Consider the following 16814-nt stretch of genomic DNA (forward strand, 5'->3'; position numbering starts at 1 on the left):
TCTTTCTGTCCTGGGATTTAGTTTAGCGAAGCCGCTTGCCGGCGCCGTCGAAAAGGAATGTGCGGCTTGCGGGAAGGCCGACTGTCAGCGTTTCGCGATTGCCGGCGACGCGCGATTCCGGCCGCTCGATGATCAGTTGCTCGGGGCCGATGGTGGCGTAGATGTAGCTGGTATTGCCAAGATGTTCGGCGACGTCGATGGTGACGGTGAGGTCGGTATCGCCGGCGCCCGCATCGACGAAATGTTCGGGACGGATGCCGAGCGTCACCTTTGCGCCGGCTTCGATGGGATCGGCGACCGGCAGCGTCAGACGGGTATTGGCATCGCTTTCCAACGCAATCACCGCCCTGCCCGGCTGCGTCTCAACCACCACGGCCTTGAGGAAATTCATCTTCGGCGAGCCGACGAAACCGGCGACGAACTGGTTGGCGGGATCGTCGTAAAGGTCGAGCGGTGCGCCGATCTGCTCGATATTGCCGGCGCGCAGCACGACGATCCTGTCGGCGAGCGTCATAGCCTCCGTCTGGTCGTGGGTGACGTAGATCATCGTCGTCCCGAGCTGTTTGTGCAGCCTGGAGATTTCGACGCGCATCTGCACGCGGAGTTCTGCATCGAGGTTCGACAAAGGTTCGTCGAACAGGAAGACCTGGGGTTCGCGGACGATGGCGCGGCCGATCGCGACACGCTGGCGCTGACCGCCGGAAAGCTGCTTTGGCCGGCGCTTCATCAGTTCGGTGATCTGCAGGATCTCGGCGACGTGGCGCACGCGCCGCTCGGTGTCGGCTTTCGGGTTGCCGTTCATGCGCAGGCCGAAACTCAAGTTTTCCTCGACCGTCAGGTGCGGATAGAGCGCATAGGACTGGAAGACCATGGCGATGCCGCGGTCGGCCGGCTCGACGTCGTTGACGACCCTGCCGCCGATCTGAAGCTCGCCTGATGTAATGTCCTCGAGGCCAGCGATCATCCTGAGCAGCGTGGACTTGCCGCAGCCGGAGGGGCCGACGAAGACGACGAATTCGCCGTCCTTCACCTCCAGATTGGCGCCGTGAATGATCTCAAAGCCGCCGAAGCGCTTGACGATGTTGCTGAGTGAAAGCTCTGCCATGCGGCCTCCCTATTGTTCGATTATTTGATTGCGCCGGCCGCGATGCCGGCGATGAAATGGCGCTGGAGAGCCACGAAGACGACGAGGATCGGCGCCGTCAGCAGTACCGCGCCGGCCATGATGCCGCCCCAGGAGACCTTGGTGAGGCCGATCAGCGTTCCCAATGCCACCGGTGCCGTCATCATCCCCGGTCTGGAATTGATCAGCAGCGGCCAGAGGTAGTTGTTCCACGAGTGCAGGAACAGAATGATCGCCAATGCCGCCATGGTCGGGCGCGCTAAGGGCAGGGCGATGCGCAGGAAGATCTGCCATTCCTTGACGCCCTCAACGCGGGCCGCATCGAAGAGCTCGCCCGGCATCATCGAGAAGGACTGCCGCATGAACAGCACGCCGAGCGAATTGAACAGCGGCGGCACGATCAGCGCCACCCAGGTGTTTGCCAGCTTGAATTCGCGTGCCACCATGATGAATTGCGGGATGACGACCACCGAAAACGGCAGCGTGATCGTGCCGAGGATGATGGCGATGACGACGGAGCGGCCGACGAAACGGTAACGCGCCAGCGCCCAGCCCGCCATCGAGGTCAGCAGTACCGAGAGGACTGTATAGATGAGCGCGACGCCGATGGAGATCACCATTGCGCCGATGAAATCGGTATCGGCCTGCAGGTTTTTGAAATTCTCAACGAAGTTGGTCGACGGCCACAGCACGATGTCAGGACTGAAGATGCCATTGTCGGGCATCGTGGAGAAGACAAACATCATCCAGAGCGGAAACAGCCAGATGAGCGCCAGCGGCGCCAGTGCGGCATGCAACGCGATCTGGCGCAGCAGAAGGGATTGCGATTTGGATTTCATTTCGGATCCCTCCCGACCCAGAGATTGAAAAGCGAGATCGCCACGGCAAGGGCGGCCATCGTATAGGCGATGGCCGAGGCATAGCCGAAGTTCAGCGAGGTGAAGCCCTGGCGATAAAGCAGCAGGCCGAGCGTCTCGGTGCCGCCGCCAGGACCGCCGCGATTGGTGATCAGGAAGGGCTCGGCGAACAGCTGCATGGTGCCGATCACCGAGAGCACCACGCAGAAGAGGATGATCGGTTTGAGGAGCGGCAGGGTGATGTGGAAGAACTGCTGGACCTTGCTCACCCGGTCGAGCGTCGCCGCCTCATAGACATCGTCGGGAATCGACTGCAGACCGGCGAGGATGATGATGGCGTTGTAGCCGGCCCAGCGCCATGTGACGGCGAGGATGATCAGCGCCATGGCTGCATTTGCATTGTCGAACCAGGAGACCGGGCTGAGACCAACAGCCGAGATCAGCTTGTTGATGATGCCGAAATCGAGGCTGAACATCAGCCGGAAGACGGCAGCATAGGCGACCTCGCCGACCACGACAGGCGCGAAGAAGGCGAAGCGGAAGAGCGGCCGCGCTTTCAGCAGCGGCGAATTGAGCAGCACGGCCATAACAGTCGCAAGCGCGATCATCACAGGCACCTGGATCACCAGGATGATCAGCGTATTGTAGAGAGCGTTGTAGAAAGCCGGGTCATAGAAGAGCCGGCCCCAATTGGCCTGGAAACTGAATTTCCACGGATTGATTCGCGTGTTCTGAAACGAAATCAGGAACGAATTGATAATCGGCCAGACCCAGAAGGTGGCAAAGACCAGCAGATAGGGGGCGAGGAACGCATAGGCGCTCCGGGTTCTGAACGGCATCAAGCCTCCTCCTCACGAACGAATGACCGGCCGCTTTGCAAACCGGGGGAAAGCCGGGCGCATGAAGCGCCCGGCATCGTCATTCATTGCGCGATCGGAAGACCGGTCGCCGAAGCAATCTGCTTGGCGGCATCGTCGAGAGCCGCCTTTGCATCGGGATAACCGCCAGCGAAGAACTTCGTCTGCGTTGCCTTGAAGATGGCTTCGGCATCGCTCTGGAACGCGGTGCCGCGGCTCGGCACGATCTTTGGCAGTGTCGCCAGAATATCCGCCCAGACCTTCTGGCCGCCCCAATAGGGCTGCGGCTCGTTGACGAATGGATCCTTCTCAGCCGAAAGCAGTGACGGGACCAGACCGAATTCCTTCAGCATGGTGATCTGGCCCTCATCTGTGCCGAGGGCGTAGTTGACGAATTTCCAGGCGGCTTCCTTATTCGCGGATGTCGCCGAAATGGCGAGCGACGAACCGCCGAGATTGGCCGCATGCGGGCCATCGGCCGTCAGGCTCGGCATTCTGTAGACGCCCCACTTGCCCTTCAGATCGGGAGAGGTCGAGCGCACGGTGCCCTCGTACCAGCCGCCATACAGCTGGCTTGCAGCCTTGCCGGCGGTATTGGCCTGGATCTTTTCGTCCCAGTTTGCCGCCGTCAGCGTGCCGGTGTCCTTCATTTCCTTCACCTTTTGCAGCGAGGCGACGCAGGCCGGCTGGTTGATGGTGATATTCTGACCGTCGGTCGAGTAATAGCCGCAGCCCTGTTCATTGGCGATCATGCGGAACCATTCGCTGTCGCCGTTGAAGTCGGCCTGGGCCATGACGACGCCGGGATTGGCGGCGGAAATCTTCTTGCCGGCGGCGATGAAATCGTCCCAGGTGCTGATCGTGCTCGGATCGACGCCGGCCTTTTCGTAGAGATCGCGGCGGTAGAAGACGGCGACGGGGCCGGAATCCCACGGCATCGCGTAAGCAACATCGCCGACCTCGAGCTCGGTGCGCTTGAAGTCAGGGAATTTCGCCTGGATATCGGCCGTGTAGCCGAGCTCCTTCAGATTGGCGAAGCAATCCGGGAAACGGCTCCAGAAGATTTCAGCCTCGAAATTCTCGATGCTGACGATGTCGGGCAAGCCGTCGCCGCCGGCAGCACACGCTGCCAGCGTCTTGTCGAAGACCTGGCTGTTGCCGAGGTCCTCGACGGTGATCTTGATATCGGGAAACTGCTTGTTGAAGCCTGGAAGCGTGGACTTCAATGCCGATGCAGCGACATTCCAGCTCCAGATGGTGAGATTGGCCGACTGCGCGAATGCGGAGCCGGAAGCAAGCACTGCGACAGCTGCGGTCGCAGCGAGAAGTTTGAAGCGCATTGAAAATCCTCCCTTTTCAATTGCCGATCTTACGAACGCGGTTAAACTATCTGCAAGGGAGCGGCTGTCTCCTAAAAAGGGAATATGGATTTGGCGGAAAGTAAGATCGGTACGCGTGCAATCTATCAGCCCGGCGCAAGCAGCATCGAGGGATTGCCGACGGCGCTGCAAATATTTCACGCTCATCCGCCTGTTATGGCCATGCCGCACTGGCACGCGCAGGTCGAGGTCAACTACGTGATTCGCGGCACCGTTCATTACCGCATGAGCGACCATGAATTCCGGTTGAACGCCGGCGAAATGTGCCTTTTCTGGGGTGGCCAGCCGCATCAGATGGATGAATCCTCAGACGATTCGCTCTATGCCGGCGCCCATCTGCCGCTCGTCTATTTCTTCCGGCTGCGCCTGCCGATCAGCGTTTCTAGCCGGCTGATGAAGGGCGAGACGCTGCTGACATCGGCAACAGACGCCGCCGACAACGAGAACTTCACCCGCTGGTTCCGCTATGCCAACTCAGGCGACCCCGCCAAGGCCCAGCACGCCGTCGACGAGCTGCTGCTGCGCATCGAGCGCATCGCGCTCGAACCCTATTCGATGACGTCGCAGGCAACCGTCAATCTCGAAGGGGATCACCCGCATCCGCATTCCTCGCGCAGCGTGGCTCGCATGTGCGATTTTATCGCCGCCAATTTCCTGCACGACATCGATTCCGTCGACATCGCGCGTGCCGCCGACTTGCATCCGAAATATGCGATGAACCTGTTCAAACGATCGACCGGCATGACGCTCAGCAAATATGTGACACTGCTGCGGCTGTCGCGCGCCCAGGCGATGCTGATGAGCGAGGGCGCAAATGTGCTGCAGGTGGCGATGGACAGCGGCTTCGGCTCGATCAGCGCCTTCAATAAGTCCTTCCGCCACATCGCCGGCATGTCGCCGTCGAATTTCCGCCGCGATATCCGGCTGGTGACGACGATGCCCGCCGGCGCCTTCCGCAACTAGCTCAGGGCCAGCCGCAATTCGGCGTTCTGGTGCGTCTGCCTGCGACTTGTTTTTCACTGGGCAAAAAAGAACCAACGCCTAAGCTGGCGGCAGAATGCGCACATTTTATGTGCAAGTGCATGCACTATGCATCTCCGGGAGAATTGATGCCATCGCATTCTCAATGAAATCAATGCTTTATAATACTGGCACACCCTTTGCTTCGACATTTGCAGAGTTGGTGGCTAGGGTTCCGGCGTCGCAAGGCGTGGCTGGTCCGAGAGCTGCCACCGGCAGGGGAGACATCCCGCCGGGTGCACGGCGGGACAAAAGCCCGGGAGACCTCGTAAGCCAAGGGATTGGCGGCACGATGGTCATTGCCGATCCCTTTTGAAGAAAAGCAAAAGGGGAATTTCAATGCAGACTTTTTCGAAGATTCTATCGATTGCCGCACTGACGGCTTCCCTGGCGCTGGGACTCGGCTCCATCGCCAAGGCCGAACAGAAAACCGATTTCAAGGTCGCCTGGTCGATCTATGTCGGCTGGATGCCCTGGGGCTACGCCGCCGATCACGGCATCGTCAAGAAATGGGCCGACAAATACGGCATCAAGATCGAAGTCACCCAGTTCAACGACTATGTCGAATCGATGAACCAGTATACGGCCGGCGCCTTCGACGCCGTGACCCTCACCAACATGGACGGCCTGTCAATCCCGGCTGCTGGCGGCGTCGATACGACAGCTGTTATTGTCGGCGACTTCTCGAACGGCAACGATGCCGTCATCCTCAAGGACAAGACGAGCCTTGCCGACATCAAGGGCCAGAACGTCAATCTCGTCGAATTTTCCGTCTCGCATTATCTGCTTGCCCGCGCGCTCGAAAGCATCAAGCTGACCGAGCGTGACGTCAAGGTGGTCAACACGTCCGACGCCGATATGGTCGCCGCCTACAAAACGGCTGACGTGACCGCTGTCGTCACCTGGAACCCGCTGGTCTCGACCATTCTCGAGGATCCCACGGCCAAGAAGGTCTTCGACAGCTCGCAGGTGCCGGGCGAAATCATCGACCTGATGGTCGCCAATTCAGGTGTGCTGAAGGACAATCCGAATTTCGGCAAGGCGCTCGCCGGCATCTGGTATGAAACCGCGGCACTGCTGACCGCCGACAGCGCCGACGGCAAGGCCGCACGCGAGGCGATGGGCCAGGCATCGGGCACCGATCTCAAGGGCTTCGAATCCCAGCTCGCCGCCACCAAGCTGTTTGCCAAGCCGGCCGAAGCCGTTGCCTTCACTGCCTCGGGCAGCCTGCCGAAGACCATGGATCTCGTTCGTAACTTCCTGTTCGAGAAGGGCTTGCTCGGCAATGGTGCGCCGTCGGCCGACGTCATCGGCATCGAAATGCCGGATGGCAAGATCCTCGGCGATAGTGGCAACGTCAAACTGCGTTTCACCGCGACCTACATGAAGGCAGCCGCCGACGGTTCGCTCTGAGCGATGTCCAAGCAGCGGAGCGGCTTTGACCGCGCCGCCCAACCTTCATCAGCGGAGCTTTCCTCATGCGCTGGATCAACACGAGGCCGAGCCGGGGCGCGCAGCTTGCCTTGATGCTGCTGCCCTTCGTGCTGCTGATCGTTGCCTACACTTTCGGCTCGGCAGCACGGCTGGCGGAAAACGCCAACGACAAGCTGCTGCCCGGTCTTGCCGGTTTTGCCGATGCAGTCGATCGCCTGGCCTTCATCGCCGATCCGCGCACCGGACAATATCTGCTCTGGTCCGATACGGGCGCGAGCCTGGTCCGCCTGTTTGCCGGACTCGGCATCTCCACGATCATTGCGCTCGTCATCGGCATGCTGATCGGCATGCTGCCTTATCTCCGGGCGCTGCTCTCCCCTTTCGTTGCGGTTATTTCCATGGTGCCGCCGCTGGCGCTGCTGCCGATCCTCTTCATCGCCATGGGGCTCGGCGAAGCCTCCAAGATCGCGCTCATCGTCATCGGCGTTGCGCCGACGATGATCCGCGACCTTGCGCTGAAGGCGCTGGAATTGCCGCGCGAACAGATCGTCAAGGCTGAAACGCTCGGCGGCTCCTCCTGGCAGATCGGCCTTCGCGTGGTGCTGCCGCAGATCCTGCCGCGGCTGATCACCTGCCTCAGGCTTCAGCTCGGTCCGGCTTGGCTGTTCCTGATTGCGGCCGAGGCGATCTCGTCGGATTCCGGCCTCGGCTACCGCATCTTCCTCGTCCGCCGCTATCTCTCGATGGACGTCATCTTTCCCTATGTCGTCTGGATCACGCTGCTCGCCGTGATCATGAATTATATCCTCGATCGCATTCGCATCGCCGTCTTCCCCTGGTCTGAGCTGGAGAAGCAGGCATGAGCGAGTTGGTGATCGAAAAGGTATGGAAAGAGTATGGCGACCAGATTGTGCTCGAAGACGTGTCGCTGACGGTCGCCTCGCGCGCCTTCGTCGCCCTCGTCGGCCCGTCAGGCTGCGGCAAGTCGACGTTCCTGCGCATGCTGCTCGGCCAGGAGCGACCAACACGAGGAACGATCCTGCTCGACGGCGAAGCCCTGCCGCAGGAGCCAGGCCCGGATCGCGGCGTCGTCTTCCAACGCTACTCCGTGTTTCCGCATCTGACCGTCCTCGGCAACGTGCTGCTTGGGCGGGAACTCTCAAGGTCCCGCTACAAGGCCAAGCTTTTCGGCGCCGCCCGCCGCAGTGCCGTCGACGAAGCCCGGCGGCTGATTGCCGAAGTCGGCCTTTCCGGCGCCGAGGACAAATATCCGGCACAACTATCAGGCGGCATGCAGCAGCGCCTGGCGCTGGCGCAGGCCCTGATCATGAAGCCGAAGGTGCTGCTGCTCGACGAGCCCTTTGGCGCGCTCGATCCCGGCATCCGCGCCGAGATCCACACATTGATGAAGCGGCTCTGGCACGAAACGCAGATGACCGTCGTCATGGTGACCCACGACATGCGCGAAGCCTTCACGCTGGCGACGCGCGTCGTCGCCTTCGAGCGCAAGCGTGATCGCCCGGAGGAAAAGGAGCGCTACGGCGCGACGGTCACCAAGGACATTTCGATCTGGCCGCCCAGGCTTGCCGGCGCGACCAGCATCTTCAGCCCCGACCGGGACGGCCCGGTCATTTCTCTGGGCCTTTGCCGGGACGACCCGGCTTCCAGTCCGTCAGGAGAAAAACCATGATGCATGTCAGACGTTCGCCCGAAGAAATTGCCGCCAACCGGCAGCGCTACGAGGAACATCAGAAGAAGGGGCTGGAATTTGCCCCGAAGGCCCTGCCGGCGCCGAGCCCCCTGCCCGCTCCCGCAATCGATGCTGCCGCGATCATCCATCAGGAAACCATCCCCGGCGGCTGGTACTGGTCGACTGCGCTGAAGCGTGGCGAGGCGCTCCGCATCGACCAGGGCGAAGGCGCATCGACCGTAGCGCTCGTTGCCTGGAACGCCACCGACACCAGTGAAAGGCTCAATCTCGTCGATACGGTCAAGGTGCAGTGGACGACCGCCCTCGGCAAGGGCCGCGTTATCTTCTCAGATATGGGCCGGGTGATGTTTTCGCTGATCGAGGATAGCTCCGGCGCCCATGACTGCCTGATGGGCGGCTCGACGGCAGCTTCGAACGCTGCAAAATATCCTGGCGTCAAGACCCGCAACACCCGCGACAATCTCGTGCTCGTCGCCGGCAAGCTTGGTCTCACGAGGCGCGACATCCCGGCGATTCTCAATCTCTTCGCCCCCGTCCGCGTCGACGATGACGGTGGCTTCCACTGGCGTGGAAAACTCTCCAACAGCGGCGATTACGCCGAGCTGCGCGCCGAGATGGACATGATCGTCGGCTTTTCGAATTGCCCGCATCCGCGCGATCCCGACCCGGTCTATGCGCCGAAGCCGGTGATCGTCACGCGTTTTCGCGCGCCCGCACCCGCTGTCGACGACCTCGCGCGCACGGCGACCGCTGAAGCCCTTCGCGGCTTCGAGAACAACGCCGCGATGCTGGCCTGAGGGAGAATACGATGACCGATTTCATCAAGACTTCAGCTTCGCGCAGCCTCGAAACCGCCGTGCAGGATCATTTCATCGCGGCCGAAGCGCCATGGTCCGGCATCGTCCGCAAGGGTCAGACGATCCGCATCGAGGACAGCTACGGCCAGCAGGCGATCGACACGCTGTTTTATCGTGCCGATGATTTTGCCGAGCGTTATTCCAACCAGGATACGATGCGGGCGCAGGGTGGCGCCTATATCGGCACCGGCACGAAGATCGTTTCGAACGAAGGCAACGTCATGCTTGTCATGACGGCCGACAGTTGCGGCCGTCACGATACATCAGCCGGAGCCTGCTCCTGCGAAAGCAATACGGTGCGTTTCGGCCACGGCACCAAATACCTGCATGCCTGCCGCGACAATTTCGTGCTCGAGGTGACAAAACACGGCATGAGCAAGCGCGACATCGTGCCGAACATCAACTTCTTCATGAACGTGCCGATCAAGCCGAACGGCGAGATGACGATTGTCGACGGCATTTCCGCACCTGGCGATTATGTCGAGCTGGTCGCTGACATGGACGTGCTCTGCGTCATCTCCAATTGCCCACAGATCAACAATCCCTGCAACGGTTTCGATCCGACGCCGATCCGGGTGCTGATCTGGGACGGCGAGGACTGATCGATGTTCACCAAGGTCCTGATCGCCAACCGCGGCGAAATCGCCGTCCGCGTTATCCGCACATTGAAGAAGATGGGCATTGGCTCGGTTGCCGTCTATTCCGATGCCGATCGGTTCTCGAAGCCGGCGCTGAGCGCCGACGAGGCCGTGCGCCTCGGTCCGGCGCCGGCCGCCGAGAGCTATCTCAACGTCGATGCCGTCATCGCCGCCTGCAAGGCGACGGGAGCCGAGGCCGTGCATCCGGGCTATGGCTTCCTGTCGGAGAACATCGGCTTTGCCGAGCGGCTTGCCGCTGAAGGTATCGCCTTCATCGGCCCGCGGCCGGAACATCTGTCGGCTTTCGGCCTGAAGCATACGGCCCGCGAACTGGCGAAAGCCAGCGGCGTGCCGCTGCTGCCCGGCACCGATCTCTTGCAGAGCGTCGAAGAGGCGCTTTCGGCCGCAGAAACTATAGGCTATCCCGTCATGCTGAAGAGCACGGCTGGCGGCGGCGGCATCGGCATGCAGCTCTGCGCCGATACAGCCGGCCTCAAGGCCTCATTCGAAAGCGTGCAGCGGACGGCGCGGGCCAGCTTCGGCGATGCGCGTGTCTATATCGAGCGCTTCGTCGCCGAAGCACGCCATGTCGAGGTGCAGATCTTCGGCGACGGCAAGGGTCGCGTGATTGCGCTCGGCGAACGCGACTGCTCGCTGCAGCGGCGGAACCAGAAGGTCGTCGAGGAAACCCCTGCACCTGGCCTTTCCGCGGAGATACGGGCGCGGCTGCACAAGGCGGCGATCGATTTGGGGAGCTCGGTCTCCTATGAATCGGCGGGCACCGTCGAATTCATCTATGATCCCCAGCGTGAGGAATTCTATTTCCTTGAGGTCAATACCCGCCTGCAGGTCGAACACCCCGTCACGGAAGCCGTCTTCGGCATCGACCTCGTCGAATGGATGATCCGGCAGGCGGCCGGCGAAGACGTGCTCTCGGGTGGTAAGACCCTGACGCCGAAAGGTGCGGCGATCGAGATGCGGATCTATGCCGAGATGCCGCACGCCGATTTCCGCCCGAGTGCCGGCCTTTTGACCGAAGTCATTTTTCCGGAAAGCGCCCGCGTCGACGGCTGGATCGAGACGGGAACCGAGGTCACGCCCTTCTATGATCCGATGCTTGCCAAGCTGATCGTGGCGGCGGAAGACCGCCCCGCGGCGATCGAAAAACTGAAGGCAGCACTCGCCGAAACGGCGATATCAGGCATCGAGACCAATCTTGATTATTTGAGAACGATCGCCGCTTCCGAATTGCTGGCCAGCGCCAAGGTCAAGACGACGGCGCTGCGCGACTTCGCCTTCGTTCCCGACGTCGTCGAGGTTCTCGCGCCCGGCGCGCAGTCAAGCATTCAGGAACTGCCGGGCCGGCTCGGCCTCTGGCATGTCGGCTTGCCGCCGAGCGGTCCGATGGACGAGCGCTCCTTCCGCCATGCCAACCGGCTGGTCGGCAATGCCGACGTGACGGCGGCACTCGAACTGACGGTTTCCGGCCCGACGCTGCGGTTTTATGCCGACCAGAGGATCGCGCTTGCCGGCGCCCGGATGGCGATGACATGTGACGGCATAAAGTTGCCGCACGATGCGCCAGTACTGATCCGCGCCGGTCAGGTTCTGTCGATTGGTACGATCGAAGGACCAGGACAGCGCGCCTATCTCGCCGTCGCCGGTGGTTTTGCCGCTCCCGTTGTGCTCGGCTCGCGCGCGACCTTCGGCCTTGGCCAGTTCGGTGGCAACGCCACCGGTACGCTGAAGACAGGACATGTGCTGCATTTTGCCCGCCAGGGGCCGGCCGAACCGGTGATACCGGCGACGGAGCCGGCCGCCTTGACGCGCGAATGGGATGTCGGCGTGCTCTACGGCCCGCACGGCGCGCCAGATTTCTTCGAGGACAGCGATATCGAGACGCTGTTTTCGACGGCCTACGAGGTGCATTTCAACAGCGCCCGCACCGGGGTGCGGCTCATCGGCCCCGCCCCGGTTTGGGCGCGCCACGATGGCGGCGAAGCGGGGCTGCACCCCTCCAACCTGCATGACAATGCCTATGCGATCGGGGCGATCGATTTCACCGGCGACATGCCGATCATTCTCGGTCCTGACGGTCCGAGCCTTGGCGGCTTCGTCTGCCCGGCGGTGATTGCCCGCGACGAGCAGTGGAAGATGGGCCAGTTCAAGCCCGGCGACCGTATCCGTTTTCACGCAGTAGCGCGGCCGGAAGACCCGATCGCCGGCCCTGCGGTGCGGCGGGTTGCGGAAGAAACAGGCTCGCCGATCCTCGGCATCAGCGAGGATGGCCCGGTTTCGGTCGTCTATCGCCGCCAGGGCGACGACAACCTGCTCGTCGAATATGGGCCGATGACGCTTGATATCGCGCTTCGGCTGCGGGTGCATCTGCTGATGCAGGCCGTTGTCGAGGCTCGCCTTCCCGGCATCGTCGACCTTACCCCCGGCATCCGCTCGCTGCAGATCCATTATGACGGCACGCAGCTGACGCGCCGGCGCCTGCTGGGGCTGCTCTGCGAGATCGAGGCGACGCTTCCGGCAGCCCAGGAGGTCACGGTGCCGAGCCGCATCGTGCATCTGCCGCTTTCCTGGAACGATCCGGATGCGGAGCTTGCGATGCGCAAATATCAGGAGCTGGTGCGCCCGAATGCGCCCTGGTGCCCGTCGAATATCGAGTTCATCCGCCGCATCAACGGTCTTCCCGACGAACAGGCCGTCCGCGATATCGTCTTTGATGCCAGCTACCTGGTGCTGGGACTCGGCGATGTCTATCTCGGCGCGCCGGTTGCGACCCCGACCGATCCGCGTCACCGCCTCGTGACGACGAAGTATAATCCCGCCCGCACCTGGACGCCTGAGAACGCCGTCGGCATCGGCGGCGCCTATATGTGCATCTACGGCATGGAAGGACCGGGCGGCTACCAGCTCTTCGGCCGCACCATCCAGGTCTGGAACACATGGCGGGAGACGCCGGCCTTTGCCAAGGGCAAGCCCTGGCTGCTGAACTTCTTCGACCAGATCCGTTTCTTCCCGGTCAGCAATCAAGAATTGACGGAGGCGCGCGCCGCCTTCCCGCACGGCGGTTATCCCATCCGGATCGAGGAGACGGAATTCTCCTATGCCGCCTATGAGAAAGAATTGCAGATCAATTCGGCGTCGATCGGCCGTTTCAAGGCAACCCAGCAGGCCGCCTTCGATGCCGAACGCCAGCGCTGGAAGGAAGCCGGGCTCGACAGCTTCGTCACCGATGCAGGCGCGAGCGAAAGTCCCGATGGGGATATTCCCGACGGTTGCTTCGGGGTTGCCAGCGCCGTGCCCGGCAATATCTGGAAACTTCTGGTCGAGCCGGGCTCCCCGGTTGCGGCCGGCGATACACTTGCCATCATCGAATCGATGAAAATGGAAATCAACGTCACCGCCCATGCGGCAGGCCGCGTCCGCGACCTGCGCGCCGGGCCGGGGAGAAACGTCAAAGCCGGCGATATCATCGTCGTTCTGGAGGAATGCTGACATGCTGCCGACCATCCTCGATCTCTCAAGCCTTCGCGCCGCCTATCAATCCGGCCTGACGCCGCTCGACGCCATCGAAGAGGTGATCGCGCGGCGTGCCGCCTCGAGAGATCCGGCAATCTTCATCACCCCTGTGCCGGATGACGATCTGCGGGCCGCCGCGAAAGCCTTAATGGCACGCGCGCCTGAGGCAAACAGCCTGCCGCTCTGGGGCATTCCCTTTGCCGTGAAAGACAATATCGATGCCGCCGGCCTGCCGACGACTGCTGCCTGCCCGGCCTATGCGTATCGGCCGGAAGCGGACTCCACCGTCGTTGCCCGCTTGAAGGCGGCCGGCGCCATCATCATCGGCAAGACCAATCTCGACCAGTTCGCGACCGGCCTTAACGGCACGCGCTCGCCCTATGGCGCGCCGCGTTCGGTCTTCGATGCGGCCTATGTCTCCGGCGGCTCGAGCTCTGGATCGGCGGTCACGGTGGCTTCCGGCCTCGCCGCCTTCGCGCTCGGCACCGATACGGCGGGCTCCGGCCGCGTGCCGGCCGCCTTCAACAATCTGGTCGGCATCAAGCCGACGCCGGGTCTCTTGCCGAATACCGGCGCCATACCGGCCTGCAAGAGCGTCGACTGCATTACGATCTTCGCCGCGACCGTCGGCGACGGCGTTACGATCCGCAAGGTCGCCGAAGGGTTCGATGCCGCCGATGCTTTCTCGCGTCGCGCCATGCCGGCGAACCTGCCGGTATCGGGCTTGCGCATCGGCGTTCTCACCGATGCCGAGCGGGAATTCTTCGGCGACAAGGAGGTGGAGGCGCTCTACGACCAGGCAATCGACCGAGTCAGAGGGCTCGGAGCGACCATCGTGCCTTTCGATTACGCGCCATTCCGCGAGGCGGCGGCCCTTCTCTATGACGGGCCGTGGGTCGCCGAACGTCTGGCGGCGGTCGAGACCTTCCTCGCCACGAACGCAGCCGATTTCGACCCGACGGTCAGGGGGATTATCGAAGGCGCCAAGGGCAAGACCGCGGTCGAGGCTTTCAACGGCCGATACCGGCTGGAAGAATTGCGTCGCAAGACCGAGGCCGAATGGGAAAAGGCCGACGTGCTTCTGCTTCCGACCGCACCGACCAGCTACACCGTAGCAGACATGCTGGCCAATCCCGTCGTGCTCAACGGCCGCCTCGGCCGCTATACGAATTTCGTCAACCTGCTCGATTGCGCAGCGATCGCCGTTCCGGCCGGCTTCGGCAAAGGTGGGCTGCCGGGCGGCGTCACCGTTATCGCACCTGCCTTCACCGACGATGCGCTGGCGCCGCTTGCCGATGCGCTGCACCGCGCAGCAGGTTCCGGCATGGGTATCGACCGGCAGGCGGGGATCCCCGAGGCGAGCCGTGTTGCACCTGGCGATAACGGTTTCATCGAAATCGCAGTCGTCGGTGCGCATCTGACCGGCATGCCGCTCAATCACGAATTGGCAGGCTCCGGCGGGCGTCTGGTCAAGACCTGCCGCACATCAGGCGACTATCGCCTCTTCGTTCTGCCGAATACCACACCAGCGAAACCGGGGCTGCTGCGCGAACCCGGCCATAAGGGTCAGGGGCTGGAGGTCGAGGTCTGGGCACTGCCGGCCGATGCTTTCGGCAGGTTCGTCCAGAAGATTCCGGCACCCCTCGGCATCGGTAAGCTGACGCTCGAAGACGGTTCCAGCGTCTCCGGCTTTGTCTGCGAGGCCCATGCAGTGAAAGGTGCCGAGGAAATCACCTCACTTGGCGGCTGGCGCAACTATATCAGCGCCAAGCTGGCGAGCTGAAGAGAGTCTTGCATGGCGGCAAAACTCATCCGGCACCTGATCGATCTGCTGCGGGACGGTCTGACCGCCCGCAGCGAAGCGATCGGCAGCACCTGTGTCAGCCTTGGCGGCTCTGAGAGCGTTCGGCAAGTTCGACGATGATGCCGTCAGGATCGCGAACGAAAGCGATCTTGTTCAGCATCTCGGAGCGGACGGCGAAGCGCGGCCGCTCCTTGATCTCGACGCCCGCCTGTTCAAGGCGGGCGAAGGTCTCTTCGACATCGTCGAAATGGAAGGTGAGGTGCCGGATGCCGGCCGTATCTTCAGGCACATCGACCGCCCTCGACGCGCCGCCGGGCGGCGCAAAGACCTCGAGCATGCCGCCGCCTGCATCGAGGAACGCGACCTGCACGCCATTCGCCATCGTCTTGCGCAGCACGAGGCTGAGGCCGAGCAGGCCACAGTAGAAATCGACGGTGCGGTCCATGTCGCTGACGGTCATGCCGACATGCTCGAAGGATTTCAGCATGCGAGAGCCCTTCCCGATTCAGACGGTGGCCGCAGCACGCCATTCCCCTGCCGGAAGCCAGGAGCGATAGAGCGGATGATCGGCGGCGATCGGCATCGGCGTCGGTTGTCCGGTTCGCTGCGAGAAATAGGCGGCCGTTACCAGTTCCAAAGAATTGCGGGCATCCTGTAATGTCACCGGTGGGTCGGTGTCCTCGATGATCGCCTTGTGGAAGAGCTCGAACTGACGGGTGTAGCCATCCTCGCCAGGCACATAGGCGGCGAGCGCCTCATCGATCCGCGCCTGATGTTCCTCGGTCCCGGCGACGAACGTCCACGGATCACGGCCCATCGTATAGGGTTCGATGATGCTTTCGGCGACGAGGTCGTTGAAGCAGAAGCGCAGCCGCGAGATCTCCTTGCGCGAACCGAGCGTCATCGACAGCGTCGCCAGCGAGCCGTTCTGCATCTTCACCGAAAGGGCTGCCGTATCCTCGACCTCGATCGGATTGACCAGCGTCGCCCCATAGGAAAACACCTCGGCGCAGGGACCGTGCACATAGTTCAGCATGTCATGGGCGTGGATGGCGTGGCCGAGAAGGCCACCGCCGAGTTCGCTCGCCCATTTGCCGCGCCACGGCACGGCGTAATAATCCGGGCCGCGCCACCAATGTGTCTCGATCGTCGTCAGGAACGGCTTGCCGGCAAGGCCGCGCTCGATCAGCAGCTTCAGTTTCTGCAGGCCGGAGCCGTAGCGGTACTGGAAGATCGGCATCAGCTTTCTGCCGGGGTAACGGGCAAGAATGCGGCCCATCTCGTCGACCTCGGCGATCGAGCCGAACAGCGGCTTCTCGCAGATCACATGCTTGCCGGATTCGATGCCCTTGCGGCAGAGTTCGAAATGCGAGCTCGGCGGCGTCGAAATGTCGATGATGTCGAGATCGTCACGGGCAAACAGCGAATCCGCATCCTGCGCATATTCGCCAATGCCGTATTCCTCGCACAGCGCCTTGCCGCGTTCCTCGTCGAGCGAGCAGAGCACAGGAACCTCGAAAAGCTCCTTGTTCCAGCCGAAGCCGGCCAGATGCCGCGCAGCGATGCCTGCGCCGATGACGCCGACGCGCAATTTCCTGGTCAT

At 62.3% G+C, this 16814-nt stretch carries 14 protein-coding genes and 1 riboswitch; of the genes, 8 read left to right on the forward strand and 6 right to left on the reverse strand.

All coding sequences use genetic code 11. The features are described 5' to 3' along the window. Positions 1 to 22: 22 nt before the first annotated feature. The 4 genes from ACS4RR_RS25290 to ACS4RR_RS25305 form a co-directional block, all read right to left on the reverse strand. Positions 23 to 1105: an ABC transporter ATP-binding protein gene (locus ACS4RR_RS25290; protein ID WP_222386058.1), complete on the reverse strand. Its 1083-nt coding sequence runs from the start codon at positions 1103 to 1105 to the stop codon at positions 23 to 25. 20 nt (positions 1106 to 1125) lie between these two features. Next, positions 1126 to 1962, reverse strand: a complete 837-nt coding sequence (locus tag ACS4RR_RS25295; protein ID WP_222386059.1) for a carbohydrate ABC transporter permease — start codon at positions 1960 to 1962, stop codon at positions 1126 to 1128. After that, a complete protein-coding gene (locus ACS4RR_RS25300; protein ID WP_170278445.1) occupies positions 1959 to 2819 on the reverse strand; it encodes a carbohydrate ABC transporter permease in 861 nt (286 codons plus the stop codon). The genes ACS4RR_RS25295 and ACS4RR_RS25300 overlap by 4 nt, the downstream gene beginning before the upstream one ends. 83 nt (positions 2820 to 2902) lie before the next feature. Then, entirely contained in the window at positions 2903 to 4177 is a 1275-nt protein-coding gene (locus ACS4RR_RS25305; RefSeq protein WP_456190354.1) for an extracellular solute-binding protein, read from the reverse strand. Positions 4178 to 4261: 84 nt separating this feature from the next. On the opposite strand from ACS4RR_RS25305, the gene ACS4RR_RS25310 reads away from it, so the two are divergent. From ACS4RR_RS25310 to atzF, 8 genes are all read left to right on the forward strand, one after another. Beyond that, a complete protein-coding gene (locus ACS4RR_RS25310; protein WP_020486320.1) occupies positions 4262 to 5179 on the forward strand; it encodes a helix-turn-helix domain-containing protein in 918 nt (305 codons plus the stop codon). A gap of 213 nt (positions 5180 to 5392) precedes the next feature. Next, positions 5393 to 5501, forward strand: a riboswitch (guanidine-I (ykkC/yxkD leader). 74 nt (positions 5502 to 5575) lie between these two features. Further along, the gene (locus tag ACS4RR_RS25315) at positions 5576 to 6649 is read left to right on the forward strand and encodes a putative urea ABC transporter substrate-binding protein (protein ID WP_456190355.1); all 1074 of its coding nucleotides are present in this window, start codon (positions 5576 to 5578) and stop codon (positions 6647 to 6649) included. Between the two features lie 65 nt (positions 6650 to 6714). Next, positions 6715 to 7533 carry an ABC transporter permease gene (locus ACS4RR_RS25320; RefSeq protein ID WP_456190356.1) on the forward strand — a complete coding sequence of 273 codons (819 nt, stop codon included), beginning with the start codon at positions 6715 to 6717 and terminating at the stop codon, positions 7531 to 7533. Then, the gene (locus ACS4RR_RS25325; protein WP_222386063.1) at positions 7530 to 8360 is read left to right on the forward strand and encodes an ABC transporter ATP-binding protein; all 831 of its coding nucleotides are present in this window, start codon (positions 7530 to 7532) and stop codon (positions 8358 to 8360) included. Before ACS4RR_RS25320 ends, ACS4RR_RS25325 begins: the two co-directional genes overlap by 4 nt. Further along, a complete protein-coding gene (locus ACS4RR_RS25330) occupies positions 8357 to 9178 on the forward strand; it encodes an urea amidolyase associated protein UAAP1 (protein ID WP_222386064.1) in 822 nt (273 codons plus the stop codon). The genes ACS4RR_RS25325 and ACS4RR_RS25330 overlap by 4 nt, the downstream gene beginning before the upstream one ends. An 11-nt stretch (positions 9179 to 9189) precedes the next feature. Continuing rightward, entirely contained in the window at positions 9190 to 9840 is a 651-nt protein-coding gene (locus ACS4RR_RS25335) for an urea amidolyase associated protein UAAP2 (RefSeq protein WP_222386065.1), read from the forward strand. 3 nt (positions 9841 to 9843) lie between these two features. Beyond that, a complete protein-coding gene (uca, locus tag ACS4RR_RS25340) occupies positions 9844 to 13383 on the forward strand; it encodes an urea carboxylase (protein WP_456190357.1) in 3540 nt (1179 codons plus the stop codon). Position 13384: 1 nt separating this feature from the next. Continuing rightward, on the forward strand, positions 13385 to 15190 hold the full coding sequence (gene atzF, locus ACS4RR_RS25345) for an allophanate hydrolase (RefSeq protein WP_456190358.1): 1806 nt from the start codon (positions 13385 to 13387) through the stop codon (positions 15188 to 15190). A gap of 97 nt (positions 15191 to 15287) precedes the next feature. Here the strand turns inward: atzF and ACS4RR_RS25350 are convergent, their stop codons facing one another. Together ACS4RR_RS25350 and ACS4RR_RS25355 are read right to left on the reverse strand one after the other, a co-directional pair. After that, positions 15288 to 15698, reverse strand: coding sequence for a VOC family protein (locus tag ACS4RR_RS25350; RefSeq protein WP_222386068.1), 411 nt, complete (start codon positions 15696 to 15698; stop codon positions 15288 to 15290). Positions 15699 to 15716: 18 nt separating this feature from the next. Next, positions 15717 to 16814 carry a Gfo/Idh/MocA family protein gene (locus tag ACS4RR_RS25355; protein ID WP_170260282.1) on the reverse strand — a complete coding sequence of 366 codons (1098 nt, stop codon included), beginning with the start codon at positions 16812 to 16814 and terminating at the stop codon, positions 15717 to 15719.

The sequence above is a fragment of the Rhizobium zaerense genome (assembly GCF_051810725.1).
Classification (GTDB): Bacteria; Pseudomonadota; Alphaproteobacteria; order Rhizobiales; family Rhizobiaceae; genus Rhizobium; species Rhizobium leguminosarum_I.

Bases quoted from the DNA above. Each gene is read 5' to 3' on its own strand.
- ACS4RR_RS25290 (WP_222386058.1), bottom strand. From the start codon at position 1,105: ATGGCAGAGCTTTCACTCAGCAACATCGTCAAGCGCTTCGGCGGCTTT.
- ACS4RR_RS25295 (WP_222386059.1), bottom strand. From the start codon at position 1,962: ATGAAATCCAAATCGCAATCCCTTCTGCTGCGCCAGATCGCGTTGCAT.
- ACS4RR_RS25300 (WP_170278445.1), bottom strand. From the start codon at position 2,819: ATGCCGTTCAGAACCCGGAGCGCCTATGCGTTCCTCGCCCCCTATCTG.
- ACS4RR_RS25305 (WP_456190354.1), bottom strand. From the start codon at position 4,177: ATGCGCTTCAAACTTCTCGCTGCGACCGCAGCTGTCGCAGTGCTTGCT.
- ACS4RR_RS25310 (WP_020486320.1), top strand. From the start codon at position 4,262: ATGGATTTGGCGGAAAGTAAGATCGGTACGCGTGCAATCTATCAGCCC.
- ACS4RR_RS25315 (WP_456190355.1), top strand. From the start codon at position 5,576: ATGCAGACTTTTTCGAAGATTCTATCGATTGCCGCACTGACGGCTTCC.
- ACS4RR_RS25320 (WP_456190356.1), top strand. From the start codon at position 6,715: ATGCGCTGGATCAACACGAGGCCGAGCCGGGGCGCGCAGCTTGCCTTG.
- ACS4RR_RS25325 (WP_222386063.1), top strand. From the start codon at position 7,530: ATGAGCGAGTTGGTGATCGAAAAGGTATGGAAAGAGTATGGCGACCAG.
- ACS4RR_RS25330 (WP_222386064.1), top strand. From the start codon at position 8,357: ATGATGCATGTCAGACGTTCGCCCGAAGAAATTGCCGCCAACCGGCAG.
- ACS4RR_RS25335 (WP_222386065.1), top strand. From the start codon at position 9,190: ATGACCGATTTCATCAAGACTTCAGCTTCGCGCAGCCTCGAAACCGCC.
- uca (WP_456190357.1), top strand. From the start codon at position 9,844: ATGTTCACCAAGGTCCTGATCGCCAACCGCGGCGAAATCGCCGTCCGC.
- atzF (WP_456190358.1), top strand. From the start codon at position 13,385: ATGCTGCCGACCATCCTCGATCTCTCAAGCCTTCGCGCCGCCTATCAA.
- ACS4RR_RS25350 (WP_222386068.1), bottom strand. From the start codon at position 15,698: ATGCTGAAATCCTTCGAGCATGTCGGCATGACCGTCAGCGACATGGAC.
- ACS4RR_RS25355 (WP_170260282.1), bottom strand. From the start codon at position 16,814: ATGACCAGGAAATTGCGCGTCGGCGTCATCGGCGCAGGCATCGCTGCG.